This is a genomic window from Bradyrhizobium sp. AZCC 2230, from assembly GCF_036924495.1.
Taxonomy (GTDB): domain Bacteria; phylum Pseudomonadota; class Alphaproteobacteria; order Rhizobiales; family Xanthobacteraceae; genus Bradyrhizobium; species Bradyrhizobium rifense.
On the sequence record NZ_JAZHRS010000001.1, the window covers coordinates 2,271,317 to 2,297,103 of the forward strand.

At 63.1% G+C, this 25,787-nt stretch carries 26 protein-coding genes and 1 pseudogene; 13 read left to right on the top strand and 14 right to left on the bottom strand.

The window, feature by feature from the left end:
- Positions 1–11: 11 nt before the first annotated feature.
- Positions 12–1,025: an NADP-dependent oxidoreductase gene (locus tag V1280_RS11075; RefSeq protein WP_334523022.1), complete on the top strand. Its 1,014-nt coding sequence runs from the start codon at positions 12–14 to the stop codon at positions 1,023–1,025.
- A gap of 11 nt (positions 1,026–1,036) precedes the next feature.
- Here V1280_RS11075 and V1280_RS11080 read toward each other — a convergent pair whose 3' ends face one another.
- Positions 1,037–1,912, bottom strand: coding sequence for an SDR family oxidoreductase (locus tag V1280_RS11080; RefSeq protein WP_334523025.1), 876 nt, complete (start codon positions 1,910–1,912; stop codon positions 1,037–1,039).
- Between the two features lie 130 nt (positions 1,913–2,042).
- On the opposite strand from V1280_RS11080, the gene V1280_RS11085 reads away from it, so the two are divergent.
- On the top strand, positions 2,043–2,846 hold the full coding sequence (locus V1280_RS11085; RefSeq protein ID WP_334523028.1) for an enoyl-CoA hydratase/isomerase family protein: 804 nt from the start codon (positions 2,043–2,045) through the stop codon (positions 2,844–2,846).
- Here V1280_RS11085 and V1280_RS11090 read toward each other — a convergent pair whose 3' ends face one another.
- From V1280_RS11090 to V1280_RS11100, 3 genes are all read right to left on the bottom strand, one after another.
- Entirely contained in the window at positions 2,847–4,472 is a 1,626-nt protein-coding gene (locus V1280_RS11090) for an AMP-binding protein (RefSeq protein WP_334523031.1), read from the bottom strand.
- Between the two features lie 125 nt (positions 4,473–4,597).
- The gene (locus V1280_RS11095) at positions 4,598–5,398 is read right to left on the bottom strand and encodes an enoyl-CoA hydratase/isomerase family protein (protein WP_334523034.1); all 801 of its coding nucleotides are present in this window, start codon (positions 5,396–5,398) and stop codon (positions 4,598–4,600) included.
- A gap of 54 nt (positions 5,399–5,452) precedes the next feature.
- On the bottom strand, positions 5,453–6,334 hold the full coding sequence (locus V1280_RS11100) for an SDR family oxidoreductase (protein ID WP_334523037.1): 882 nt from the start codon (positions 6,332–6,334) through the stop codon (positions 5,453–5,455).
- 236 nt (positions 6,335–6,570) lie between these two features.
- Between V1280_RS11100 and V1280_RS11105 the strand changes: the two genes are divergently transcribed.
- A complete protein-coding gene (locus V1280_RS11105; protein ID WP_247389993.1) occupies positions 6,571–7,095 on the top strand; it encodes a MarR family winged helix-turn-helix transcriptional regulator in 525 nt (174 codons plus the stop codon).
- Positions 7,096–7,141: 46 nt separating this feature from the next.
- Here the strand turns inward: V1280_RS11105 and V1280_RS11110 are convergent, their stop codons facing one another.
- Together V1280_RS11110 and V1280_RS11115 are read right to left on the bottom strand one after the other, a co-directional pair.
- Positions 7,142–8,044 carry an SDR family oxidoreductase gene (locus V1280_RS11110; protein ID WP_334523043.1) on the bottom strand — a complete coding sequence of 301 codons (903 nt, stop codon included), beginning with the start codon at positions 8,042–8,044 and terminating at the stop codon, positions 7,142–7,144.
- Positions 8,045–8,058: 14 nt separating this feature from the next.
- Entirely contained in the window at positions 8,059–9,327 is a 1,269-nt protein-coding gene (locus V1280_RS11115; protein ID WP_334523045.1) for an ABC transporter substrate-binding protein, read from the bottom strand.
- 149 nt (positions 9,328–9,476) lie between these two features.
- Between V1280_RS11115 and V1280_RS11120 the strand changes: the two genes are divergently transcribed.
- Entirely contained in the window at positions 9,477–10,331 is an 855-nt protein-coding gene (locus V1280_RS11120; RefSeq protein ID WP_334523048.1) for a MaoC/PaaZ C-terminal domain-containing protein, read from the top strand.
- 1 nt (position 10,332) lies between these two features.
- Here V1280_RS11120 and V1280_RS11130 read toward each other — a convergent pair.
- From V1280_RS11130 to V1280_RS11140, 3 genes and pseudogenes are all read right to left on the bottom strand, one after another.
- Positions 10,333–11,306: pseudogene (locus V1280_RS11130) on the bottom strand (Bug family tripartite tricarboxylate transporter substrate binding protein).
- Positions 11,307–11,476: 170 nt separating this feature from the next.
- Positions 11,477–11,956, bottom strand: coding sequence for a hypothetical protein (locus tag V1280_RS11135; protein ID WP_334523056.1), 480 nt, complete (start codon positions 11,954–11,956; stop codon positions 11,477–11,479).
- Between the two features lie 12 nt (positions 11,957–11,968).
- A complete protein-coding gene (locus V1280_RS11140; protein WP_334523059.1) occupies positions 11,969–12,952 on the bottom strand; it encodes an amidohydrolase family protein in 984 nt (327 codons plus the stop codon).
- A 230-nt stretch (positions 12,953–13,182) separates the two neighbouring features.
- Here V1280_RS11140 and V1280_RS11145 point away from each other — a divergent pair, with 230 nt between their 5' ends.
- From V1280_RS11145 to V1280_RS11185, 9 genes are read left to right on the top strand one after another with little or no spacing between them, the layout of a single operon-like run.
- Positions 13,183–14,346 carry an NAD(P)/FAD-dependent oxidoreductase gene (locus tag V1280_RS11145; RefSeq protein WP_334523062.1) on the top strand — a complete coding sequence of 388 codons (1,164 nt, stop codon included), beginning with the start codon at positions 13,183–13,185 and terminating at the stop codon, positions 14,344–14,346.
- Positions 14,347–14,368: 22 nt separating this feature from the next.
- Positions 14,369–15,640 carry an aromatic ring-hydroxylating oxygenase subunit alpha gene (locus tag V1280_RS11150; protein ID WP_334523065.1) on the top strand — a complete coding sequence of 424 codons (1,272 nt, stop codon included), beginning with the start codon at positions 14,369–14,371 and terminating at the stop codon, positions 15,638–15,640.
- A gap of 13 nt (positions 15,641–15,653) precedes the next feature.
- Positions 15,654–16,139 (top strand): aromatic-ring-hydroxylating dioxygenase subunit beta, encoded by a 486-nt coding sequence (locus V1280_RS11155; RefSeq protein ID WP_334523067.1) that lies wholly within the window; start codon positions 15,654–15,656, stop codon positions 16,137–16,139.
- Positions 16,140–16,151: 12 nt separating this feature from the next.
- The gene (locus V1280_RS11160; RefSeq protein WP_334523069.1) at positions 16,152–16,913 is read left to right on the top strand and encodes an SDR family oxidoreductase; all 762 of its coding nucleotides are present in this window, start codon (positions 16,152–16,154) and stop codon (positions 16,911–16,913) included.
- A gap of 9 nt (positions 16,914–16,922) precedes the next feature.
- Positions 16,923–17,237, top strand: a complete 315-nt coding sequence (locus tag V1280_RS11165) for a non-heme iron oxygenase ferredoxin subunit (protein WP_334523072.1) — start codon at positions 16,923–16,925, stop codon at positions 17,235–17,237.
- Position 17,238: 1 nt separating this feature from the next.
- Entirely contained in the window at positions 17,239–17,922 is a 684-nt protein-coding gene (locus V1280_RS11170; RefSeq protein ID WP_334523074.1) for a TetR/AcrR family transcriptional regulator, read from the top strand.
- Complete coding sequence (locus V1280_RS11175; RefSeq protein ID WP_334523077.1) at positions 17,919–18,827, top strand: oxidoreductase; 909 nt, start codon at positions 17,919–17,921, stop codon at positions 18,825–18,827. The genes V1280_RS11170 and V1280_RS11175 overlap by 4 nt, the downstream gene beginning before the upstream one ends.
- Positions 18,824–19,684 (top strand): VOC family protein, encoded by an 861-nt coding sequence (locus V1280_RS11180; protein WP_334523080.1) that lies wholly within the window; start codon positions 18,824–18,826, stop codon positions 19,682–19,684. Before V1280_RS11175 ends, V1280_RS11180 begins: the two co-directional genes overlap by 4 nt.
- 46 nt (positions 19,685–19,730) lie before the next feature.
- On the top strand, positions 19,731–20,510 hold the full coding sequence (locus V1280_RS11185; RefSeq protein WP_334523083.1) for an SDR family oxidoreductase: 780 nt from the start codon (positions 19,731–19,733) through the stop codon (positions 20,508–20,510).
- 511 nt (positions 20,511–21,021) lie between these two features.
- On the opposite strand, the gene V1280_RS11190 is transcribed toward V1280_RS11185, so the two are convergent.
- The 5 genes from V1280_RS11190 to V1280_RS11210 form a co-directional block, all read right to left on the bottom strand.
- Positions 21,022–21,492: an AMP-binding enzyme gene (locus V1280_RS11190; protein ID WP_334523086.1), complete on the bottom strand. Its 471-nt coding sequence runs from the start codon at positions 21,490–21,492 to the stop codon at positions 21,022–21,024.
- Positions 21,493–21,554: 62 nt separating this feature from the next.
- Positions 21,555–23,162, bottom strand: coding sequence for an acyl-CoA carboxylase subunit beta (locus tag V1280_RS11195; RefSeq protein WP_334523089.1), 1,608 nt, complete (start codon positions 23,160–23,162; stop codon positions 21,555–21,557).
- Positions 23,163–23,166: 4 nt separating this feature from the next.
- A complete protein-coding gene (locus tag V1280_RS11200) occupies positions 23,167–23,667 on the bottom strand; it encodes an acetyl-CoA carboxylase biotin carboxyl carrier protein subunit (RefSeq protein WP_334523093.1) in 501 nt (166 codons plus the stop codon).
- Between the two features lies 1 nt (position 23,668).
- Positions 23,669–25,156 carry an acetyl-CoA carboxylase biotin carboxylase subunit gene (locus V1280_RS11205; RefSeq protein WP_334523096.1) on the bottom strand — a complete coding sequence of 496 codons (1,488 nt, stop codon included), beginning with the start codon at positions 25,154–25,156 and terminating at the stop codon, positions 23,669–23,671.
- Positions 25,157–25,163: 7 nt separating this feature from the next.
- Complete coding sequence (locus V1280_RS11210; RefSeq protein ID WP_334523098.1) at positions 25,164–25,742, bottom strand: TetR/AcrR family transcriptional regulator; 579 nt, start codon at positions 25,740–25,742, stop codon at positions 25,164–25,166.
- Positions 25,743–25,787 lie beyond the last annotated feature (45 nt).

A 25,787-nucleotide genomic window follows, 5' to 3' on the forward strand; every position in this document is an offset into this window, starting at 1 on the left:
GAGGATCGCTCATGGCCCTTCGTGAAAATCGGCAGGTGCGGCTCGTGACCCGGCCGCGCGGGATCCCGCAAGGCGAGCACTTTTCGCTGGTCACGGAACCGGCCGCCACGCCCGGCAAGGGCGAGATGCTGATTGCAAATCGCTACCTCTCGGTCGATCCGGCGCAACGCGGATGGGCCAATGATGAGGGGAACTATAGCGCACCCGTGCCGCTCGACACGCCGATGCGTGCACTTGCGGTCGGCGAAATCCTCGAGAGCAACGTGCCGGAATATCGCCCCGGTGAGCACGTCTACGGATGGTTTGGCTGGCAGCGCTATTGCGTCACGGCGCCGGAATCGGTGCTGCGCCGCGTCGTGCCGTCCAGCCTGCCGCTCAGCGCCAATCTGAGCGTGCTCGGCATGAACGGCGTCACGGCCTATCTCGCCTTTCATGGCCTGGGCGATCCCAAGCCGGGCGAGCATGTGCTGGTATCGACCGCGGCCGGCAGCGTCGGAAGCTTTGTCGGTCAGCTAGCGCATATCGCAGGCTGCCGCGCGGTCGGGCTGACCAGCTCGGACGACAAGGCGGCGCACGCAAAAGCGCGCTACGGCTATCAGGACATGATCAATTACCGCGAGGCGACTGATCTCGGCGCGGCCATCCGCGCGGCATGTCCTGACGGCAACGACATCTTCTTCGACAACACCGGCGGAGCGATCGCCGACGCCGCCATCCGCACCATGCGGCTGCGCGGGCGCGTGATCCAGTGCGGCACCGCCGCCAATGCGTCCTGGACCCCCGTCCCCACCGGTCCGCGTCCCGAGCGCGAAATTCTCACCCGCCGTCTGCGCTGGTCCGGCTTTATCATCTTCGATCATCTCGCCGAGTTCGAGGCGGCCGCGGCCCGCCTCGCCGAACTGGCGCTGGCCGGCAAGATCGTCCACGACGAAGAGATCCTGCCGGGTCTCGAACACGCGCCCGGCGCCATCGCGCAACTTTACCGTGGTGAGAACCACGGCAAGCTGATCATCGCGGTCGACTAGGCATCAGCCAGCTACGCGCTGGCCTTATGCTTCATCACCTCCGGCAGCTTCGCGCGATGGAATCCCTCGAACGGCGCGCTGCGGCTGTGCGGCTCGAGCTTCCAGGTCGTGCGCGCGTTGGGTGTACCGCCGTCGACGCGAAGACAGGAACCCGTGATATAGGCCGCTGCCGGCGACAGCAGGTAGGTGATAGCGGCCGATATCTCGGCTTCCGTTCCAAACCGCTGCAGCGGCACGCGCTCGGTGAAGTCATGCAGCTTCTTCTGCATCTCCGGCGTGTAGGTATCGAAGCCGCTCGACACGATGCCGCCGGGCGCGACTGCGTTGACGCGAACACCCGAAGCCGACCATTCGCAGGCGGCCGTCTCGGTCAGGGTCAGCATGCCGCCGCGGGCGGCGGCCGAGTGGCCGAACTCGGGCCAGCCGTGCCAGATGTCGGCGATGATGTTGACGATCGCCCCGCCATTGGCCTCCATCCAGCGGTTATAGACCTCGCGCATGAAGATGAAGCCGCCGGTCAGATTGTTGCGCACCACCGCCTCGAATCCCTTGGTCGAGATCGCCTTCAAGGGCGCCCGAAACTGTCCGCCCGCATTGTTGATCAGGCCATCGATACGGCCATAGCGCGCCAGCACCGCGTCGACGGCGCCGACCACCATGGTCTCATCGCGGATATCGCAGGCATGGCTCATCGCCTGCCCGCCATCCTCCTCGATCTCGCGCTGCACCTCGACGAGCTTCTCCACGGTCCGGCCGAGGATCGCCACGTTGGCGCCGAGGGCGGCGAGTTCATGAGCGGTGCAGCGCCCGATCCCGCTGCCGCCGCCGGTGACGATGATCGTCTGGCCCTTGAACAGATCCGGCCTGAACACTGATTGATATGGCATTCTCGGCTCCCTGAAGATTATTGGCGAAGCCGCAGCCCCGATCGGTCGGAGCTTTACGAGCATTGCGCTCGATGATCGTACACTATATTACTATATGCCATCAAGGGCAATGAACGATGGGAGCGCGAACGTGACGCAACCGAACACCATCACGATCGAGAGCCGCGGCGCGATCGATATCCTGACATTGAACCGCCCGGCCCAGCTCAACGCCGTCTCCCCGGACATGATCGCGGAACTGACCGCCTACTTCTCCGACCTGCACGATCGGCCGACCACGCGCGTTGTGGTCCTGCGCGGCAACGGGCCTCAATTTTCCGCGGGCGCCGAACTTGGATCGGATGCGTTTGCTGCACCCGGCAAGGGGCGGCCGCAGCGGCAACTCAAGATGCAGCAAAGCTACTCCGGCGTGATCCGGCTGATGCGGTCGTGTCCCCAGCCGATCGTCGGGCTCGTGCATGGTGCAGCCTGCGGCGCGGGCTTTTCCTTCCTGCTCGCCTGCGACGTCCGGTTCGCAGCACCGGACGCGCGCATGAATGCCGCCTATATCCGCATCGGCGTCGGCGGCTGCGACATGGGCTCGGGCTATCTTCTGCCCCGTCTCGTTGGACTGTCCGTGGCCTCGGAGTTTCTGCTCACGGGGCGCTTCATCAAGGCCGAACGCGCCAAAGCGATCGGACTGGTCAGCGACATCACGCCGGCTGATGAGCTTCTGGCGAAGGGAATTGCGTTCGCCGAAGACATGCTAGGCGTCTCCCCGATGGGGCTTCGCATGACGAAGCAGGCGCTCAACACGCTGATCGACGCGCCGAGCCTCGATGCGGCACTGATGATCGAAGACCGGCAGCAGGTTATCCTGCTGGAGACCCATGACCACGCGGAGGCCGTCGCCGCGTTTCGCGAGCGGCGGGATCCGACCTATTTCGATCAATGACTATTTGGCGTCGGTAAACGCGGCGGCGAACTCGCGCAATTTGAACTTCTGGATCTTGCCACTCGCCGTGCGCGGCAACTCGGCCACGATTTCGATCCGCTCGGGCCAGAACTGCTTGGCCATCCTGGCCTCGCTGAGATAGCTCTGCACCGCTGCCAGGTCGATCGTGCTTCCCGCGCGCGGAACGATGAAGGCACAGCCGCGCTCGCCGAGCCGGGCATCCGGAAAGCCGACGACGGCGACCGCGGACACGGCCGGATGCTTGTAGAGCAGGTTCTCGATCTCGACGACGGGCACGTTCTCCCCGCCCCGTACCAGAATGTCCTTCACGCGGCCGGAGATACGGATGTAGCCGTCCTTGTCCATGTAGGCGAGATCGCCGGAATCGAACCAGCCATCGCCGTCGAACGTCGGCAACTCGGGCCGCTTGTAGTACCCCTTGAACATCTGGGCGCCGCGAACCAGGAGTCGTCCCGACTCTCCTGTCGGCACAGGCTGTCCCTCGGTATCGACGATCCTGACTTCCATCCCGTCCTGTGCCCGGCCATCCGTGTGTGCCGATTTCTCCGCAGCGCGGGCGGGCTCGGTGAGCGTGCCGGACAGGACCTCGGTCATGCCCCACAGCGAGCAGACTGTGAAGCCGAGTTCGTCGGCCGCGCGCCCGATCAGGACGGACGGGATCGGAGCGCCGCCGCACAGGAAGGAGCGCAGGCTGCTCGGATCGGGAGCTCCGGCCTTGACGGCATCGCAGATGTCGCTGAGGAACGGTGTCGAAGCTGCCGTATAGGTAACGCCTTCGCGAGCCATCAGGTTGACGCCGCGCTTGGCTTCCCAGATGTCCTGAAGGATCATCGTGCCGCCGAGATAGACCGAGAGCAGCACGATCGCGGCGTAGCCCGTCATGTGGCCGACCGGAGAGGCGACCAGCAGCACGTCGCCCGCATCGAGTCCGAACCGCCCCGACAGCGCCTTGCAGCAGGCAATCAGCGAATTCGAGGTGTGCATGACGCCCTTGGGCTCACCCGTCGTGCCCGAGGTGAACATCAGCACGGCCATGTCGTCCGGACGCAGGCCCGCTCGAAGCCTGCCGGGCTCGGACGACAGCAGCATACGCTCAAAGCCGGTCTCGTCCTCGCCGTCGGCGACGATGACGTGCTTGAGATGGGGCAGATCGGGGCGCATCCCTTGCGCCATCGCGGCATAGTCGAACCCGCGATAGCTCTTCGGCACGATAAAGACCTTCGCCTCGCAGAAATTCAGGATGTAGAGCAGCTCGCGCTCGCGCAGGATTGGCATCACCGGGTTCATCACTGCGCCGATCTTGGCGCAGGCGAATGCCGTGACCACGAATTCCCACCAATTGGGCAGTTGCACAGTAACGACATCGCCGCGGCCAACTCCGAGCCGTAGCAACGAGCTCGCGGCGCGATCCGCGAGCGTTGCCAGCCCCGCGTAGGTGAATCTCGGCGCCTGTTCGCGATCCGCCCGGTCGGCGACGATCGCGACTTTGTCGGGCGCTCTCGCGGCGGCCTCGGTCAGCAATTGATCGACACTTTTGTCGAGCCAATAGCCGGCTTCGCGAAAGCTGGCGTGAGGCGCGTCTCGTAGGGCGGCGGCCACGGTCATTTCTCCCTCCTGCAGTGTCGCGTCATGTCCGACTTCGCGCCGGATTAATTTGGTTTATCGGTGTACCTTATTGGCGCGTACGATCTGCTGCCAATTGTCAGATTGTCGCTCCGCCACCGCGAGCGTCACGTCCCGGTAAACACCGGCTTGCGTTTCTCGACGAAAGCCCTGACGCCTTCCCGCGCATCCGCGGTTCTCGAAATCGCGGCGAGCGTCTGCGCCTCCTCCTCGAGCTGGCTTTCGAACGATCGATCGTTGGTCTGGGCGAACAGCCGCTTGATCGCACCAAACGCCTCGGTCGGACCGGCAGCGAGCTCCTTCGCGATCCGCGCTGCCTCGGACGGTACTGCATCATCCGGAACGACGAAGTCGACGAGGCCGAGCGACAGCGCCGTCGCGGCATCGAACGTCTCACCGAGCAAAAAAAATCGTCTTGCGCGCGCGACGCCGATCCTGCGTGTGAGCATGGTGGTCGACCCGCTGTCCGGACTGAAACCGATTTTGGAGAACGCCGCCGAGATCCGCGCCGATTCCGCCATCACCACGAGGTCCGCGGCCGCCATCAGCGACACGCTGCCGCCCGCGACATTGCCGTGAACGGCAGCGACGACCGGCGCGCGCATCCGGACCATCCTTGCGATCGCAACATGAATGTCGGCGGTCCAGGCCTTGATCGTTCCCGGCAGCGCGTCTCCCTGCTTCACCAGCGACATCAGGTCGCCGCCGACGCTGAACAGCCGGCCGCGCGCGGACAGCAGCACCGCCCGCGCATCGGCGCGCTCGCTCAACTCCGCGATAGCCAGGCCAAACTCGCGACAGAAATCACCGTCGATTGGATTGCCACGGGTGGGCTGATCTAGAATGATATGGGCGAGCCCATTATTGATGGTACATTCGAAACTCTTGGTCGATATGGCCAGTCCCATCGGCATTCCTCCCTTCACGACAAAGCGCTTGCAGATCTTTCCGCCCACCGAGGCTCAGATCGACCGAGCCTGCTTTTCCTTTTGCACCGATGCCTGGATCGCCTCGCGCGCACGCTGCCAATCGGCGGGCGACAGTTTTGACAGCCCGGCAAACGTGCTGGGCGCGGCCAGATGATGACCGCCATCGATGCTGATCGTATCGCCGGTGATGTAGCTACAGCCGTCCGACATCAGGAAGATCAGGAGATTGCGCAGCTCGTCCATCTTGCCGAAGCGACGCAGCGGCACCTCGCTGGCCTGCGTTGCACCGACGCCGGTCTCCGCCAGCGGGTTGAGCTTGTCCCAGGCCCCTTCGGTCGGAAAAGGTCCGGGCGCGATCGCGTTGACGCGAATGTTCTTCGGCCCCCACTCGACCGCGAGCGACATCGTCATGGCATGGACCGCCGCCTTCGCCATCGCCGCCGGCACGACAAAGGCCGAACCGGTCCAAACCCAGGTGACGAGGTTGCTGATGATCACGCCAGGCAGCCCCGCGGCGATCCACCGCTTGCCGCAGGCGAGCGAGGTGTAGAACGAGCCGTCCATCACCGTCGAGCGGACTGCCTCATAGCCGCGCGGCGACAGCGTCTCGGTCGGCGCCAGGAAATTGGCGCCGGCGTTGTTGACGAGGCCCGTGAGCGGGCCATCCGCCCAGACGCTGGTCATCATCGCTTCGATGCTGTCGGGTTCACGCACATTGGCGAGCAGTGCGGTCGCCTGCCCTCCCGTTCGCGTGCCAATCTCCTGGGCGGCCTGGTCGAGGACGTCCTTGCGCCGTCCGCAGATGTAGACGTGGGCACCATGAGCGGCGAAGCCGATCGCCATCTCCTTGCCGAGGCCGGTTCCTCCACCCGTAATCAGGATGCGCTTTCCCTTGAGCACGGCGGCGTCGAACATGGGCGGCTCCCTTCCTGCGGTCGATTTTCGTTGCGGTTCGGCGCGTCCCGGCTGGACAGCACAAGCGCCGCGCCCGGACCGATTTAATACACTAGCGTACTTCTTTTGTAAATCGGTCGCCGCCCGCGGCGCTGCAAAGCCGTTTCCACGCTCATTTCATAGCCTTCCCTTTAAAATACGCTGGTGTATGGTATTAGTTGAACCTCCGGCCGCGACTCGTCTCAAGGGAAACATCGATGGTTGAACTGCCCGATTGGGATCTGCGTCTTGGATATCTCATCCACGATGTCTCGCGGCTCAGGAGGATGATGTTCGACCGCGCGCTGGCGCCGCTCGGGATCACCCGCTCGCAATGGTGGGTGCTGGCGTTCATCTCGCGCAAGGACGGGCTTCCCCAGGTGCAGCTCGCCAACGAGCTCGATGTCGGCAAGGTCGCCGTCGGAGCCCTGATCGACCGCCTGGAGTCGTCCGGCTTTGTGATACGCCAGGCCGATCCCGTCGACCGGCGGGTCAAGCGCGTCTATGTGACCAAGCAAGCGCGCGGCTTCCTGGAGAAGCTCCGTAAGGAGACTGACAAATTCAACGCCAGGATCGTCAACGGGATCGACCGGAAGCAACTCGAGGCGGCCTCCGACGCGCTGCTTGCCATGAAGCACAACCTCCTCGCCATGTCGGGCGGCACGGAGACCGACGGCGAAGCGGACGTGGAGGAGGATGCGCAGCCATCCAAGACCCGGAAAAAGCGGCGGGCGGCCGCCTGAGGCCTGCCACCCGCCTGAGGTGCTCCGGGAGGAGTTCGTGGACGTCTCATGAGACGATGTCGCGTCCCCAGATGTCGGCGTTAGGGCGAGCTTTCCGCATCAATTCCATGACCTGAGGGCCGAGTTCGCTGGGATCTTCGACCGGGTCGATTCCCGGGCCGGCATGCCAGCCTTCGGCGACCTTGAGAATCCCGTCGCCGGCCTCAAATACGCGGCCGGTCACATCCTGTGACTCCTCACTGGCGAGCCAGACCACGATCGGGGCGACCCAACGCGGGCTACGTCGCTTGATCTCCTCCTCGGTGCGCTCTCTCAGTCCCTCGGTCATCCGCGTCTGCGCCCGCGGCGCGATCGCGTTGACCGTGATGCCGTACTGCCGGAGCTCCGTGGCGCTGATGATGGTGAACGCCGCGATGCCCGCCTTGGCAGCTCCGTAATTGCTCTGGCCGACATTGCCGAACAAGCCGGAAGCCGACGAGGTGTTGATCAGACGGGCGCTGACCGGTGCACCGCGCGTCTTGGCCTCCTGCCGCCAGTATTGCGCGGCATGGTGCGACGGCGCGAAGGTGCCCTTGAGATGCACCTTGATCACCGCGTCCCACTCAGCTTCGGTCATGTTGACCATCATGCGGTCACGCAGGATGCCGGCGTTGTTGATGAGGACGTCGAGCCGGCCGAATGTGTTGATCGCGTCGTCGATCAGCGCCTTGGCGCCGGCCCAGTCGCTGACGTCGTTGCCGTTCACGATGGCTTCGCCGCCATTGCGCTTGATGTCCTCGACGACCTGCTGCGCCGGTGAAAGATCGGCGCCCTCTCCCGCAGCCGTGCTGCCGAGGTCGTTGACGACCACCTTGGCGCCCTGCTCCGCCAGCATCAGCGCGTATTCGCGCCCGAGCCCGCGGCCGCCTCCCGTGACGATCGCGACCCGTCCGGCACATAGTCGTCCCATTTCTCGTCTCCTCTCTAGTTCTTCGCGTCGCCGCTCATGACGTCGCCGAACAGATGCCAATTCGTCCCTTCGAAGCGCATCAACTGCCATTGCTTGACCGGAGCGAAATCGCCCGGCGAGGTATTGAGGCGGATGCCGGGAAGCAGCATTCCCAATTCGACGTCCTTCAGACTGGCGGCGTGCCGCATCACGCTGTCGCGCGTGAGATCGTCGCCGCATTGCTTCAGCAGGTAGACCAGCGCTTGCGCCGTGTTGTAACCGTTCACGATCAGCGTATCGCTGCGATCGGCGCCGGGAAAATAGCCGTCCAGGAATCCGCTGAGATCCTTGAAGCCAGTATCGTCCTTCCATGCCGGATCGTTCGGATCCTTGAAGTAGGCCGCCGAGATCAGCCCCTGCGCGTTCTCAAATCCTGCGGGCTTGATCACGCTGCCGATCGAGGCCGAGACGTAGCTGAGAAAGTGCAGCGGCTTCCAGCCGAGCTCCGACACCTTCTTGATCGCCTGCGCTCCAAATTTCGGCGTCGCAATGTCGAACAATACGTCCGCGCCGGTCGATCGCAGCTTGACCAGATGGGAGTCGATGGTCGGCTCCGACACGTCGAACGCCTCTTCCGCCACGATCTTTGACGCGGCCTTGTCGCCGAGACCCCGCTTGATCCCCTTGAGATAATCCTTCCCGAAGTCATCGTTCTGGAACAGGATCGCGACCTTCGCGCCGGGACGCTGCTCCAGCACAAATTTGGCGTAGATGAAGCCTTCGGTTTCGTAGCTCGGGGTGAATCCCATCGTCCAGGGGAAGTTCTGTGGATCGTTCCACTTGTCCGCCCCGCTCGATACGAAGAGCTGCGGCACTTTTCTGGCATTGAGATATTTTTGTACGGCCGAGTTGGCCGCGGTGCCCATCGCGTTGAAAACCAGCAGAACCTCGTCGCTCTCGACCAGCCGCCGCGTCTGCTCGACCGTCTTGGGCGGCGAATAGGCGTCGTCATAGGACAGGAAGACGATGCGCCGCCCGTTGATGCCGCCTTCCGCATTGATCTTGCGGAAGTAGGCCTCCTCGGTCTTGGCGACCATGCTGAAGGCGGAGGCCGGGCCGCTATAGGGCGAGGTGTTGCCGATCCTGATCTCGGTGTCACTGACGCCCGGGCCGTATTTCTTCTCGCCGGCCGCAGCTTGTGTCGCGAGCACGCCGGCCAGGACCAGGGCGGTTGCCCACGCAACACCGCGACTGCCGACTCCTCGCGAGGTCCCATGGCCCGATTGGCCAGCGCTGCAAACCATGGCGTCACTCCCCGTCGGCACACCCGGCACCGACCGCTTCTATTTCGTACACTTGTGTACTATATGATAGAACATCTTTGCAACCGCCATTGGCGCAATCGTGAACGGTCGCGCCGGCATGCGTGCTGAGCCCAATTAGGGAGGACGCCTTGAACCTCGATGCCGCCAGGAATTTCCGTTTTGAACCCGTCACGCACAGCTATTCTCGCCGTGACACGATGCTGTACGCGCTGGGTCTCGGATATGGTTCCGAACCGCTCGACCAGGCGCAGCTCAATTTCGTGTACGAGCGCGACCTGCACGCGGTCCCTTCGATGTGCTGCGTGCTGGCGCATCCCGGCTTCTGGGCCAAACGGCCGGAGCTCGGCATCGATTGGCTCAGACTCCTGCACGGCGAGCAGAGCTTCGAGATCCATCATCCAATTCCGCCGGAAGGAACGGTCACGGCCGGCTACGAGATCGCAGCGGTGGCGGACAAGGGCACCGGGAAAGGCGCCATTCTTCACCTCGTCAAGACGCTCAACGATGCTATCGCAGGCGTGAAGCTGGCAACCATCCGCAGCGTGCTGTTCCTGCGTGGAGACGGCGGCTGCGGCAGCTTCGGCAGTGTTCCGACCGAGGCCAGCGCCCTGCCCGAACAAACGCCCTCGCAAACCCTGGACATCGCCACGCTGCCGCAAAGCGCGCTGATCTACCGGCTGAGCGGTGACTACAATCCGATTCACGCTGATCCCGAGGCCGCCGGGAAGGCCGGCTTTGAACGACCGATCCTGCACGGCCTGTGCACGCTCGGCATCGCAACGCGCGCGGTTCTTGCAACACTCGCGAATGGCAGGCCCGATCGTCTCGGATCGCTGTCGGTCCGCTTCAGCCGTCCGGTGTTTCCAGGAGAAACGATCCGCACGGAGTTCTTCACCATCGGCGGCCAAATCCGTTTCCGCTCCCGGGTGGTCGAACGCGATGTGGTCGTGCTTGATCGCGGCACGATAGCCGTGCGCGATTGAGTTATTTCTTCTCGATCTTCGCAATCTCGACGATTTCGGCCCAACGCCGCGTGTCGGCCTCCTCGAACTTTCCGAGTTCATCGGGGCTGGCCGGAAACGGCTTGGCGCCGACGGACTCCAGATAGGCCGCGGTGTCCTTGTTGTTGACGAACCCGAGCACGATCTGACCGAGCTTTGCCACGACATCAGAGGGCGTCCCGGACCGCACGAAGACTCCAACCCAGGCGCTCAACTCCGCCCCGGACAGGCCGGTCTGCGCGAGCGTCGGGACATCAGGCAGGCCCGCCAGCCGCTCGCTGCTCGTCACCGCAAGCACCCGCAACCGGCCATCCTGGATCAGACCCTGCGCACTGGCGGGATCGGCGAACACGCAATCGACCTCGCCCGCAGCACATCCGTCAGCGCCTGCGGCATGCCGCGGTACGGGACATGCTGCATCTCGATGCCGGCGCGGGAACGAAACAGTTCTGCGGCACCCCGGCTCGACGTGTTGCCACTGCCGAACGAGAGCGGCCTTTGCCGCGACTTCGCCAGGGCGATGAATTCGGCGACGGTCTTTGCCGGAAACCCCGGCTTCACCGCGAGCATCATCGGAATGGTCATGATCCCGGCCACCGGCGCAAAGTCCGCCTTGGGGTCGTAGGGCATCGTGTTGAACAGGCTGATGTTAGCCGCCTGGGTCGAGTTCGTGGTGACGAAGACTGTGTAGCCGTCGGCCTCCGCCTTCAAAACCGCGAGCGCGGCAAGATTACCGTCGGCGCCGGGCTTGTTCTCGACCAGAACCGTCATGCCTGTCTCGATGCGAATACTTTCGGCCAGGCGCCGCGTCACGGCATCCGTCGCGCTGCCCGCGGGGAACGGAACGATCAGGTTGATGCGGCGCGACGGGTAGGATTCCGCCGACGCCTGCCGCCAATCCGCCGCTCCGGTCAATGTAGCAACAAGCCATATTGCGATTGCAATGCGACGCCGCATGGATACTCCTGAGTTCGAGACGCCTGACGTTTCCACGCCGGGGCCCGGCGCGAACCGCAATCCGATTTGTTCTGATCGTACTCTACTTTACTACTTCAGAGAACAGCCGTTTGCAGGCCGAGCTCCAGCGTCCCGGCGCATCCGCATCGCAGGTGATCTCTGAAGCCGATCTACCCGCACGGTTCCGACTCGCCGCTGGTCCGGCTCAGCTCGACGCGATCGATCTGCGCAAAACGTTCATCATCAATCTCAAGGTCCACCGCAAAATGCATGGGATCGGCGTGGCCGGAGATCACATTCGGGAAATGCCAGCTCGCGGTGCCCAGGATTTCTTCTCCGGCAAGCACTGCGATCTTCAGCGGATGTCGTGCGCCCACGCCACGCGCGCTCTGGTAGCCGTCGGCGATGCAGTAGAGTTCGAGCCGCACCTTTTTGTCCGCGAGACGTTGAACCGATAGCTCGATCTCGCAAAATCCAAAGGCGGGATCATCTTGGGAGCCCTCGGTGTAGAAATAGAATGCGCCGATCTTGCCGTGCGAGCACGGGCCGAGCTTGCGGTCCTTCGGCACCTGCGGGTCCGGCCGCGCCGGCGTGCGCGGCGGTAACGGCCCGAGCGAGCAGAACTGGCGATAGGAATAACAGCTTCCCAACGGTCCCTCCCGTTAGCCCTGGACGAGCACGAACAGCCGCCTTGCGTTGGCGCAGAGTGCTTCGCGCCCAACGGACAAGGCCCGCTCGGCGAACTGCGCGGGCTTGTCCTGCTTGATCGTGAACGGATAGTCCGACCCGACGACGAGCCGGTCCTTGCCGACCTTGTCGGCCAGATATCGCAGCGCCGGCCCGTCATACAGGATCGTGTCGTAATAGAACGATCGAACGATCTCGGTCGGATCCTTTGCGAAAAGACTCTGCAACGTCGGGCCCATCGCGTAAGCGTGATGCAATCGCGGCAGCATCCAGGACAGCGCGCCGCCACCATGGCTGAGCAGTATCCGCAGCTTCGGAAAGCGCTCAAGCACGCCATGCGTCATGAGCGAAACGGCGGCAAAGGCCGTCTCCAGCGGAAATGCCGCCACGGCCGCAAGCTCCGGGCGGCCGTCCATCCGATCGAGCCCGAGCGGATGCAGCGGATGGATCATAAGCACCAATCCAGCTTGCTCGGCGGCTGCATAGACGTCGTTCAGGCGCGCGTCGCCGAGCGCCATTCCATTGATATGCGTTCCGATCTCGAAACCGCGCAGACCGAGTGACCTGATGCTGTCGATGCGCCGCACCGCAAGCGCAACATCCTGCATAGGCACCATGCCGATCCCGATGAACTGCCGGGGATGATCGGCGCAGAGCGCCGCGATCCCCTCATTCACGTAGCGACAAAGCGCGTCGGCGTCGCCAGGGGGAAACCAATGCGACAGCAGTTCCGGCATCGGCGAGACGACCTGCACATCGACGTCGTCGAGCGCCATGTCGTCCAGCCTTCGGCGCGCATCCCAGCTGCGAGAATCGATCATCCGAAATACCTTGCCGCCGACCATGACGGCGGCGGATGTGTCCTTGAGCTCGATCGACGGCCAGAGCGGATTGCGGCCCGGCTCTGCCGGGATGCGCCGCGGAACGAAATGGGTATGGGTGTCGATCGCTTCGACCAAGACGTTTCCTCGATGTCTTTTTGCGGCGCACGCCCTGCCAAGAACTCGGCCAGAGCGTCGTCACCAACTTACAAGCAGGTTGGACTGTTTTTATTTTCTATGCAATCCTATATTCGTATGCTAGTGCACGATCCAACAAGATGCCGTCGACGATGCATCAGGGAGCGAAGCGAGCGTGGCGCGAACGATCGAGAACATCGTGATCGCAGGAGCCGGCCAGGCCGGCGCGCGTGCCGCGGGAGGCACTGCGCGGGCGCGGTTTCAAGGGCGCCATCACGATGATCGGCGACGAGCCCCACCCTCCCTACGAACGGCCGCAGCTGTCCAAGGCCATGTTGCTGTCCGCCGATGCGCCGGTCGCCTATATCAAGCAGCCGCGCGACTGGAACGAAGCGCTGGGCGTGCGTCTCGAGACCGGCACGGCGGCCACCGATTGCGACGCCGACCGCCGTATCGTGTCCACCGCCGACGGCCGTAGCTTTGCTTTCGACCGGCTTCTGCTCGCGACCGGCACCCGTCCGCGACGGCTCGCGGCGCTGGATGGCGGACCGCTCCACGTCCAGTATTTGCGCAACGTCGAGGATGCTCTCCGTTTTCGTCGTCATATCGCAGCCCGCGCGCGCATCGTCATCGTCGGCGGCGGCGTTGTTGGGCTGGAAGCGGCCTGCGCGGCAGCGAAGAGCGGCTGCCTTGTTACGGTGATCGAAAGCGAGCCGCGGCTGCTTGCCCGCGCGTTTCCTGCCTCGGTCAGCGCTCTCGTTGCCGACAGGCACCGCAGTCACGGCGTCCAGTTCGTGTTCGGCTCGACGGTGACCGGCAGCACGTCTCATTCCGTTCGGCTGGGCAATGGTACGGAGATCCCTGCCGATCTGGTTTTAGCCGGTATCGGCGTCACCCCGTCGGGCGATCTCGCCACACGGCTCGGGCTGCCCAGCGCTGACGGCATTGCGGTCGACGCCAACGGCCGTACCGCCGTTTCAGACGTATTCTGTGCCGGCGACGCCGCCCTGCAATGGAGCCGGTGCCATGGCCGCGCGATCCGCGTCGAGACCTGGGCGAATGCACAGAACCAGGCCATTGCAGTGGCGGCCAACATGATCGGCGAGATCAACGCGTACAACGCCCCCCCATGGTTCTGGACCGACCAGTATGACCTCGACATCCAGGTCGTCGGCGACATGCGCGATGCCGACCACATCGCGCGCGGCGATCCGGCCAGCGCAAAATTCTCAATCATCGCAGTGCGCGGCACCGAGGTGGTCGGCGGGCTCGCGGTGAACGCCGCCAAGGACATGGCGATGCTCAGGCGGATCATCGCCGCCAACGCCAAGCCGTCGCGCGGCGATCTGGAGTCGCCGGGGTACGACCTCCAGACCGCATTGAGGTCACAATGAGAATTTCGAGGGAGGGAGTGCAATGAACGCGTTCGAACGCATGAACACCGCGCTCATGATTGACGAGACCAGGCAGATCTTCAAGGTCTCGCGGCAAGCGTTTGTCGATCCCGACATCCTCGAAGCCGAGCGCGCGCGCATCTTCGAAAAATGCTGGCTCTATCTCGGTCACGCCTCCGAACTGCCCAAGCCCGGAGATTTCGTCACCCGCCAGGTTGGCGGCCGCAGCATCCTGTTCGCGCGCGACGCCAAAGGGACCTTGCGCGCCATGTTCAACACCTGTCCGCATCGCGGCGCGCAGGTCTGCCGCGAGAAGCACGGCAACGCAAAGTCCTTCCAGTGCTTCTATCACGGCTGGGTGTTCGGCCTCGACGGCGCACTGCGCAGCCAGCCGGGCGAAGCCTCCTATGCGCCCGATTTCAAGGAGCGCAGCACGTCCAACATGCAGCAGGTCCCGCGGTTCGAGACTTTTCGCGATTTCTGCTTCGTCTGCTTCGACAGGAATGCCGAGACGCTGGATAGCTATCTTGGCGCCGTGAAGGAATATCTCGATGTGATCGCCGACCAGGCCGAGATGGGCATGACCATCGTCGGCGGCACGCAGGAATATTCCATGCGCGCCAACTGGAAGCTGCTCACCGAGAACTCGATCGACGGCTATCACGCGCTCACCACGCACGCGACCTATTTCGATTACCTCAAGGCCACCAATGGCGGGCTGGCGCCGGTGCCGCTGGAAGGCGCCGCGCGCGATCTCGGCAACGGACATGCCGTGCTGGAATACAAGGCGCCGTGGGGACGCCCCGTCGCACAATGGGTCCCGATGTGGGGCGACGACGGCAAGCGCGAGATCGACCGGCTTTACCAGGGCCTGGTCGCGCGGTTCGGCGAAGAGCGCGCCAAACGGATCGCGCTCTACAATCGCAACCTGTTCGTCTTCCCCAACCTCGTGGTCAACGACATCATGGCCGTGACCATCCGTACCTATTATCCGCAGGCCCCCGATTTCATGACGGTGAGCGCCTGGGCGCTGGCGCCAAAGGAGGAGACTGATTGGGCACGCAAATACCGCCTGTTCAACTTCCTTGAATTCCTCGGCCCCGGCGGTTTCGCGACCCCCGATGATGTCGAGGCGCTCGAGCAGTGCCAGCGCGGTTTCCGCAACGCCACCGAGGCGCAATGGAACGACATCTCCAAGGGCATGGGCAAGGAAACGCCGGCGTACGACGACGAGCTACAAATGCGGGCGTTCTGGTCGAACTGGAACAAGCACGTCTTCGCGGCATCGGCGTGAGGAGGATGCGCACATGCAGAATATCTCGCGTGCCGATGTCGAGGACTTCCTGTTTGTCGAGGCCGAGCTGCTCGACGAATGGCGCCTGCCCGAATGGCTCGAGCTGTTCACGGACGATGCGATCTACTACGTGCCGTCGACCGACGTTCCCGCCGATTCTTCGCCCGACAAGACCCTGTTCTACGTCGCCGACGACCGCTTCCGCCTCAGTGAGCGCGTCAAGCGGCTGATGAAGCGCACCGCGCATGCGGAGTTTCCGCACTCCCGCACACGGCATCTCGTGAGCAATGTGCGAATCCGGGGGCGTAGCGAGGATGAAATAGAAGTTGCCGCGGCCTTCATCACCTATCGGACCAAGGACGGCATCACCGATACCTATTTCGGCAGCACCCGCTATCGGCTCGTTGCGGAAAACGGCCGGCTGCGGATCAAGGAGAAGCGCTGCTTGCTTGATAGCGAAGGCCTGCGCACGCAGGGGCGCGTCAGCATCATCCTGTAGGGAACGCCGATCGTGGACAAGAAGCTCAGGAATAATATTGCCGTGGTCACCGGTGCTGCAAAGGGCATCGGCCTTGCGATTGCGGAGCGATTGGCGAAGGACGGAGCTAGGCTGGTTCTCGCCGACCTTGACGAGGCCGGGCTGAAGCAGGCCGCGGCGCATCTCACCAGCCAATTCGACGCGGAGGTTGCGACCCAGGCCGGCGATCTCTCCGAACAGGGCGTCGCCGAAAAGACCATCAAGCTGGCCTCCGAACGGTTCGGCCGCCTCGACATCCTCGTCAACAACGCCGGGGGCGGCATCATCAAGCCGTTCGCCGAGCACACGCCGGAGACGCTCAAGGCCACGATCGACCGCAATTTGTGGACCGTGCTGTGGTGCTCCTGGTACGCGATCGCGCCGATGCGCAAGCAGGGCTACGGCCGTATCATCCATCTCGGCGCCGATTCGGTCCGCAACGGGCTGTGGGATCACGCCGCCTACAACGCCGCCAAGGGCGGCGTGCATGGCCTCACCACCGGCATGGCGCGCGAGTTCGCAAAAGACGGCATCACCGTGAACACGGTGGCCCCCTGCGCGGTGAACACGCCGCAGATGGTCGCGATCACCAGGAGCGATCCGGCGCTTGCTGCAAAATTCGTCAGCGTCATCCCCATGGGCCGTCCGGCCGAGATGGAGGAAGTCGCCTCGATGGTTTCCTATCTCGCCTCCGCCGAAGCGTCGTTCGTGACCGGCCAGGTCATCAGCGTCAACGGCGGCAGCACCATGCTCTAGGTCTTGCTCATGGCTGAAACGGTCATTCTCTGCGCTGCCGACGAGGTCGTCGAGGGTGAGATCAAGCAGGCGCCCCTGCCCGACGGCACCAATGTCGCGCTCTATCGCGTGGCCGGCACCATCTACGCCACCGCCGACCTGTGCACGCATGGCGAGGCGTCGCTGGCGGAGGAAGGCATCATCATCGGCAAGATCGTTGAGTGCACCTTCCACTTCGGAACGTTCGACGTCACCACCGGCGAGCCGACCGGCATGCCCTGCGAGATTGCCCTGAAGACCTATCCCGTCACGGTCGTCGACGGGAACGTCCAGATTGAGGTCTGACATGCCGAACCTCCCCAACCGCTCGCCCGCCCCGTTCAAATCCGCGCGCCGATCGTTGGCGCCGCCGCGCCGGCGCACCCAGGCGGAGCGGACCGCCGAGACCCGCCTGCGCATTCTGAAGGCCGCGGCCAACCTGATCCGGCGTCGCGGCTATGCGCGATTTCGCACCGCTGAAGTTGCCGCCGAGGCCGGCGTCTCTCGCGGCGCCCAGCTGCATCATTTCCCGACCAAGGATTCGCTCGTCGTCGCCACGCTCGAATATGTCTTCGAGCAGGCGCAGATCCTCAGCCGCCGTCGCGCAGCCGCCGTCAATCGCCCGCGCGACCTGATCGAGGCCGTGATCGAGGACGCCAAGGAGTTCTTCTTCAGCCAGCATTTCATGGTCGCGATCGACATCGTGCTGTCGACATCAACCGACCAGGCGGTGCGCAAGAAGATCCTCGATATCTCGCGCAAGGCGCGCCGTCCGGTCGAGGCTGCCTGGGCGGAGGCGCTGGCAGCCGGCAACGTTCCCCCCGCAGTCGCGGCCGATGTCGTGGCACTCACCCTCGGTGTCGTCCGCGGCATGGCGCTGCGCACGCTCTGGGACAACGATCCGAAATGGTTTGACCATCTGTTCGAGCTCTGGCGGCAGATGATCAAGGTCTTCCTCGAATCCCAACAGAATCGGAGCCGGCCGCGATGAGCAGGCAAGCCGCAAACCGAAGCACGCCGCTCATCACGTCGGTCTGCTATGTCCGCCACGCCGTCAGCGAACCGCAGGCCTGTGCCCGGTTCGTTTCCGACATCTTCGGCCTTCAGCAGGTTGCCGGCCACGACGACGACCTGGCCTTCCGCTCCGACGATCGCTTCCGCACCGTGAGTCTGAGCCGCGATCAGCGCGACGGCACCAGCATCGGCATCGAGGTCTGGGATGACGCCGCGCTGCAAGTGATCGGCGAGCGGCTGCACGCGCAGGATTTTGCCGTGAGGCCGGCAAGCCCGGAGGAATGCAGGCGGCGATATGTCCAGTCGGCTTTGCTTGCGGACGACGCCTCCGGCAATCGCATTGATCTCGTCACCCGCCCCACCCGGAGCGGCCGGCGCTATTTTCCGCCGCGCGATGCCGGCATCGTCGAGCTCCAGGGTGTCGGCCTGCGCAGCACCGATCATGTCCGCGACCTCGCGTTCTGGCACCTGCTCGGCGCCGAGGTGACCGACTGGGTCGGCGATATCGCTTACCTCAGGATCGATCATCTGCATCATCGCATCGCGCTCTATCCGTCACGGCGAAACGGCCTGCTCTACGCCGCCTTCGAGGTCGAAGCGCTCGATCAGATCATGCAGAACAGCTACTTCATGCAGGACAACCAGGCGAGGATCGTGCAAGGGCCCGGCCGCCAGTCCGCCTCGCACCAGATCTTCCTGCATGTCGAAGGCCCCGACGGGTTGATCCTGTCCTATGTCAACGGCATGGCCGAGGTCGGCGACAAGCCGCGGGTGGCCCGACAATTTCCCCTTGCCGCCACGTCGCTTTGCAATTGGGGCGGCGAAAGCAAGGGCGTGCCCGAACTGAGCGCGCAAACCGAGCCGAACAGGAGAGACGCATGATCCAGCTGAAGGATGTGAGCTACGTCCGCCTCGGTTCACCCGATCTGGAGCAAGCAGAGGGCTTTTCCACCGCCTGCCTTGGCCTCCAGATCGCAGAGCGAGGCAAAAAAGCCCTGTATCTCCGCTCCGACGAGCGTGCGCACACGCTGTGCTATTCGGAAGGAGATCCACGCGAGCAGAGCGTCGGCTTCGAGGTGGAGGATGAAGCCAGCCTGCAAGACGCGGCGGTGACGCTGGAACTGCTTGGTCATGCCGTCCATGCAGGTACCGCGCAGGAAGCCGAGCAGCGCAAGGTGAAGGCCTTTATCGGCTTTCGCGACCCGACCGGCAATCATATCGAGTTGGTGGTGCGCCCGGAGCGCAATGGACGGCGCTATTTCGCCAGCCGTGACGCCGGCATCGCCGGCTTCAGCCATATCGGCCTGAATTCAACCGACCCGGCCCGCGACGAGCGATTCTGGACCCAGGTCTGCAATGCCCGTGTCAGCGACCGCATCGGCGACATCCCCTTGATGCGCGTGAGTGCAATTCATCACACCATTGCGCTGGTGCGGGCCCCCCAGGCGGGTATCCAACACATCAATCACCAGGTCGAGAGCAATGACGACGTGCTGCGCTCCTACTACTTTTTGAACGATAGGCGCGTGCCAATTGTGTTCGGCCCGGGTCGGCATCCGACGTCCGGCGCGCGGTTCCTCTATTTCAAGGGACCGGACGGCATGATCTTCGAATATTCCGTCGGCGTCGATGAGATCGCGAATGAAGCGACACACCGGCCGCGGCAATTCGGCTTCGAGCCGACCAGCTTTTGCATGTGGGGCTCCAAACCCGCCGGCATGACATTGCCGGGCAAATGAGCGCGATCGAAACGCCCCGGGCAGCGGGCAGACCTCACGAGGGACCATGGATCTGGGATTGAGAGGCCGCAGGGCCATCGTGTGCGCCGCCAGCCAGGGCCTGGGCAAGGCGTCCGCCATGGCGCTGGCGCGTGAAGGCGTCGAGGTCACGATTGTCGCACGACGGCGCGACGTGCTCGAGAGCGCCGCCGATGACATTGCGCGGGTAAGCCACCGTCGGCCCAGGATCGTCCTAGCTGACGTCACGAGCAGCGAAGGCCGCGAGGCCATTCTCGCCGCCTGCCCCGATCCTGACATTCTCATCAACAACGGCGGCCGACCGCCACCCGGCGATTTCAGGAATTTCGGGCGCGACGACTGGATCAAGGCGATCGACGGCAACATGCTGGCGCCGATCGCGCTAATCAAGGCCACGGTCGATGGCATGATCGCGCGAAGGTTCGGCCGGATCGTCAACATCACCTCCCACGCGGTCAAGGCGCCGGTCGCGATGCTTGCGCTGTCGAATGGCGCCCGTAACGGCCTGACCGGCTTCGCCGCGGGTCTGGCGCGCTCCATTGCCGAGCACAATGTGACCCTCAACAATCTCCTTCCCGGCACGTTCGACACCGATCGCTTGAAATCCAACCTCGCAGCGCTCGCCAACAATTCGTCGCGCGATGTAACTGAAGTGACCGAGGAGATCAGAACCAGCAATCCGGCCAGGCGCTTCGGCCATCCGGACGAGTTCGGCGCCACCTGCGCGTTCCTCTGCTCGGCACATGCCGGCTACATCACCGGGCAAAACATCCTGATCGACGGCGGCGCCTATCCAGGCACGTTTTGAGCCGAACCCGAAACTGCACCCAAAGCTTGTTCTCCTCCTGCGTAAACTCACGAAATATTGGGGTAGAGCCCGTATCAGCAACACGGGCGCAAATCTTCGCAGGCCGTGTCCGGCCTGTCCTATTTCTACGCCAACGTGGCCGATTTCCACACGCGCGCTCAGGACCTCTTCTCCAAACCAAGATATTCGGTTTTGATGAGATCGCATCGCAGTCGGTCTAGAGCTGTGCGGGAATACGACATCGTCTCAAGAGACACGCGAAACAGTCGATCGGAGAGCGAGCATCAGAACGTGTAAAGCAGCCCATCTGTCAGAATGAAATCCGACCCTCTCGCTAAGTCCTTGAAAAGCTGGAGCGGGTGAAGGGAATCGAACCCTCGTATTCAGCTTGGAAGTCAAGAAATCTTGCGGTGGTAGCGCCTGTAACCCATGGTTCGCCGACTCGGACGCCCTGCCCGCTTGGTGTTGGTGTCGGTTTGGACCGCCAACGATTCGCTCCTGATCTGGCGTGTCATATAGACGCTATCGAGCGACGGCCAAGATAGAGAGGATCAAGTGGCGCGCTAAGCCTGCAGGCATACCGTTGCCAAACTCCTGACCCTGCATCGCAAGGATGCGCCGCCCGGGAACGCGACGCAGGCGCAATCCCTGAGCCGTCAACACACGCACTGGCCTTGTGCGGTGCGTCCGCAAAAGCCTTCGCTAGCTCGCGGAGCTGGTATTTCTGCACTTTTCCAGCCGGTGTCTTCGGCAGATCGGCGACGATCTCGACGCGCTCCGGCCAGTATTGCTTCGCAACCCTGTGCTCCGCCATCAGCGCCTGGACGTCCGACAAATCGAACGTCTGGCCGGGACGCAGCACCACGAAGGCGCAGGCCCGTTCGCCCAGCCGCGGGTCCGGATAGCCTACGATCGCGGTCGAAAGCACGGGATGCTTGAACATCAGGTTCTTGATATCAAAGACCGGCACGTGCCGGCGCATCTGAGCACCGTGTCGGTCGCGTTGGTGGGGAAATGATCGACCATCGGCGCGAATCCTCAACCCTACATTCGGAACACGCCGTAGTGCGGCGCTTCGATCGGCGCGTTCAGAGCAGCGCTGAGTGCAATCGCAAGCGCATTGCGCGTGTCAACAGGGTCAAGAATGCCGTCGTCCCATAGCTCCGATGTCGCATAATAGGCACTCGACCGCTCGCGATAATCCTCCAGGATGGGTTCGCGGATTGCCGCGAGCTCGGACTCGGACAGACGTTCGCCATTGCGGGCAACTTGCTTGGCCTTGATATCGGTGAGAACGCCGGCGGCTTGTTCGGCGCCCATCACGGATATTTGCGATTGCGGCCAGGTAAACATGAAGCGCGGATCGAAGGCGCGTCCCGACATGCCATAGGTGCCAGCGCCATAGGAACCGTTGCAGACGACCGTGAACTTCGGCACCGCGGCCCCGGCTACCGCCATGATAAGCTTGGCACCATCCTTAGTAATGCCGCGGCGCTCGTAGTCGCGCCCGACCATGAAGCCGGTGATGTTCTGTAGAAATAACAGCGGGGTTCGATTCTTGTCGCAGAGCTGAATGAAATGCGCGCCCTTTAGTGCGCTGTCGCTGAACAGGACGCCGTTATTGGCAAGAATTCCGATTTGATAGCCGTGGAGTCGCGCAAAGCCGCAAACCAGCGTTTGGCCATAACGCGGCTGGTATTCGTGGAAACGGCTGCCATCCACCAAGCGCGCAATAATCTCGCGCATGTCGAATTGCACGCGCGGGTCATTTGGAATGATCCCGTAAAGCTCTGACGGATCGTAGGCGGGCGGTTCCGGCGCAACGTGGTCGACTGCCGCCTTGGGGATACGGTTGAAGCGGGCGACGATGTCGCGAGCAATGGCAAGCGCCTGCATTTCGGAGCTGGCAAAATAATCGCCGGTGCCGGACACGCTGGTGTGCATGTCCGCGCCGCCCAGTTCCTCGACAGATACTTCCTCGCCGGTCGCCGCCTTCACAAGTGGTGGTCCGGCCAGAAAAATCGCGCCCGTTCCCTGCACGATAATATTGTAGTCGCTGAGTGCCGGAACATAGGCGCCCCCGGCGGTACAGTGGCCCATAACGACAGCTACCTGCGGAACTCCCATCTTCGACAGGACCGACTGATTGCGGAAGATTCGGCCGGCATAGTAGCGGTCGGCGAAGAATTCGGCCTGAAGCGGGAGAAAGCCGCCCGCACTGTCGCAGAGATGGACGACCGGCAGACGGTTCTCAATCGCGACATCGAGAGCACGGACAATCTTCTTAACCGAAAGTGGATACCAGGCTCCGCCCTTCACGCTGGCGTCATCGGCGTGAACGATGACCTCCCGTCCGGAGACGATGCCGATGCCAACCACCTGGGCGGCACCGGGCACTTCGTTGTCGTAGGCCTTGTTGCCTGCAAGGGTCGACAGCTCCAGGAACGGGGTACCCGGATCGAGCAGCGCCTGGATTCGATCTCGTACGAACATCTTGTTCTGCCGACGCAGACGTTCAAGATCGCGCTCAGGCCTGGCGAATCTCGCCGCCTGCTGTCGTTCCTTGAGCTCAGCGGCAAGCCGGCGATTATGAACATCGTTGGTTCGAAATTCCTGCGCTCGGGTGTCGGTCAACGAAACGATGCGTTGCATTTCATCAGTTTCCTTGAGAAAGCGTGACTAGGATCGCGTCGCGATCAAAGCTGTCGCCATCCTTGACGTGCAGACGTTCGACAATCCCGCCCTGCGAGGCGCGAATCTGGGTCTCCAGCTTCATGCTCTCGATCACGATCAGGACGGTGCCGGCAGTCACGGCATCGCCCGGAGCGACCTTTAGTGCGACGACAGTTCCCGGCATTGGCGCACGCGCGACGTTGTGACCATCGTCACCATCTACGGAGGCAAGAGCGCGGAGCGGATCGACATAGCGTAAAGAACAAGTCCGGCCGCGCATGTGGATATGGATCACGTCGCCGTCGACCGCGAATGCCACCGCCTCGCTTGTCCCGGCAACGGTCAGGCGGCCACGGCCGGTCCCCTCCTCCGCAAGGGCAACCGGGCCGCTCCAACCATTTGGAATATGCAGACAGTATCCATTGGCTGACGGAGCGAGCCACAACTCGTGCGTTACCCCGCCGAGGTCGAACTTGTGAAACATGTCAGTTTCTCCAGCCCCCGATAGCGGCGTGGAGGGCGGGGACTGCATCCGCCACATCCCGCACCGGCCGCATCGCCAGCGCAGCTACCGCCAATAGTTTGGTCACCTCGTCTGGATCGCCATCAATCCCAGACGCGATCGTCGGGTTTTCGTCTAGATAGCCGGTGTGCACTTCCCCGCTCCGAAAGCCGGCGTCGCCGAGAACGCGAGCCAGAAAGGCGGCGTTGGTCTCGCATCCTAGCAGCACGACATCCTGAACCGCTCTTATTGCCTTGGCGACGGCGGCATCGCGTGTCGGCGCATGAACGATTACTTTGGCCAGCATAGGATCGAAGGCTGTCGTGATCGACTGCCCCTGTGCGATGCCGCTGTCGACACGTACGCCTTGTTCGTGAGGATAATCCAGCATCAGCACCTTGCCGGAGGTTGGCGAAAAGCCTCGCTCAGGAGATTCGGCATAGAGCCTGGCCTCGATGGCGTGACCTTGCGCGGAGATATCGGGCTGACGGAACGATAGCGGGCGGTTCGCCGCAATCGCGATCTGCTCGGCCACCAGATCAACGCCCGTAATCATCTCGGTCACCCGATGCTCGACTTGCAGACGCGTGTTCATCTCAAGGAAGTAAAACTCTCCCCCTCCAAAAATGAATTCAACCGTGCCCGCATTGCGATATCCGGCGGCGCGAGCGATGCCCGCCGCGGTTTCGCATATCCTCTGGCGCATCTGCGGCGAGAGAGCTGGTGACGGCGTTTCCTCGATGATCTTCTGGAATCGCCGCTGCACCGAACATTCTCGTTCAAACAGATGCACCACATTACCGAAAGCATCGCCCAGAACCTGGACCTCGATATGCCGTGGCTTTTCGACATAACGTTCGATATAGAGACGACCATCGCCGAAGTATCGTTGCCCCTCACTGCGCGCCTGAGCGACTGCATCCTCCAGCAGATCGAGATCGCGAACAATTCGCATTCCCTTGCCACCGCCGCCAGCGGAGGGCTTGACCAGGAGCGGCACCCCGATGGACCGTGCCCGCGCGAGAAATGTCGGGGGATCACTCTCCTCGATGGCGGAGGGAGCGACCGGAAAGCCATTGCCTTCGACAAAATTGCGCGCGCGGATCTTGTCGCCCATCAGTTCGATCGCCTCGGGCGATGGGCCGATGAAGGCGATGCCTGCCGCGGCAACCGCGCGCGCAAAACCGGGATTTTCCGACAGGAAGCCGTAGCCTGGATGCAGTGCGCCGGCACCAACAGTGCGGGCAGCCGTTACGATCTGCTCGGCATCGAGATAAGCAGATACCGGCGTCCGCCCCGAGATCTTGAAAGCGACATCGGCGAGCGCTACTGCCGGCGTTGCAGCATCGACCTCGTGATAGACGATGGCAGCGCGCAGACCAAGCTTGCGCAACGAGCCAATGATGCGGACGGCAATCTCGCCCCTGTTGGCAATCAGGACGGTCTCGAACGGAAAGGAAATAGCAGCCATTGATAAGCTACTCGTCTACGCAAATGCCGGCGGTGAGCATAGTGGTCAGCTCACGCCCAGTCTGGGCAACCTTGAGCTGCCCCCTGCCGTTGACATGCCGCCAGGCAAGATGCTCGATCGCGCCGAACAGAACATCCCGAAGCAGTTTTGGATTTACGTCCGGCTTGACCTCTCCGGTCTTGACGGCTTCCTTGACGATACGGATCAGCACTGAGGTGTAGCGCCGGTTCAGCTCCTGGATAGGCGAGCCTTCGTAGTCGCTCGCGACCCGCACCTCGGCGATGAACAATCGGCAGAGGTCGGTGTCAGAAACAAACACTTGGATATGCCGCTTGATCAGCGCTTCCAGACGATCGCGAAAGCGATCGTGGCTGAATACCTGCGTCTCGAGGTCGACCAAAATCCGTTCGTAGAACCTCTGCAGCACGGCAAAGAGAAGGTCCCGCTTGTTGCGGAAATAGCGATAGGCAAGACCGTCGGATATCTGCGCGATGCGCGCAATGTCGGCGATCGAGGCGCCCTCATAACCTTTTTCGGCAAAAGCACGCTTGGCTGCATCGAGGATAGCGTCGTAACGATCCTGCATTCGTTCGGCGCTTATTGCGGGCATGTCGCACTCCGGGGATTTTCC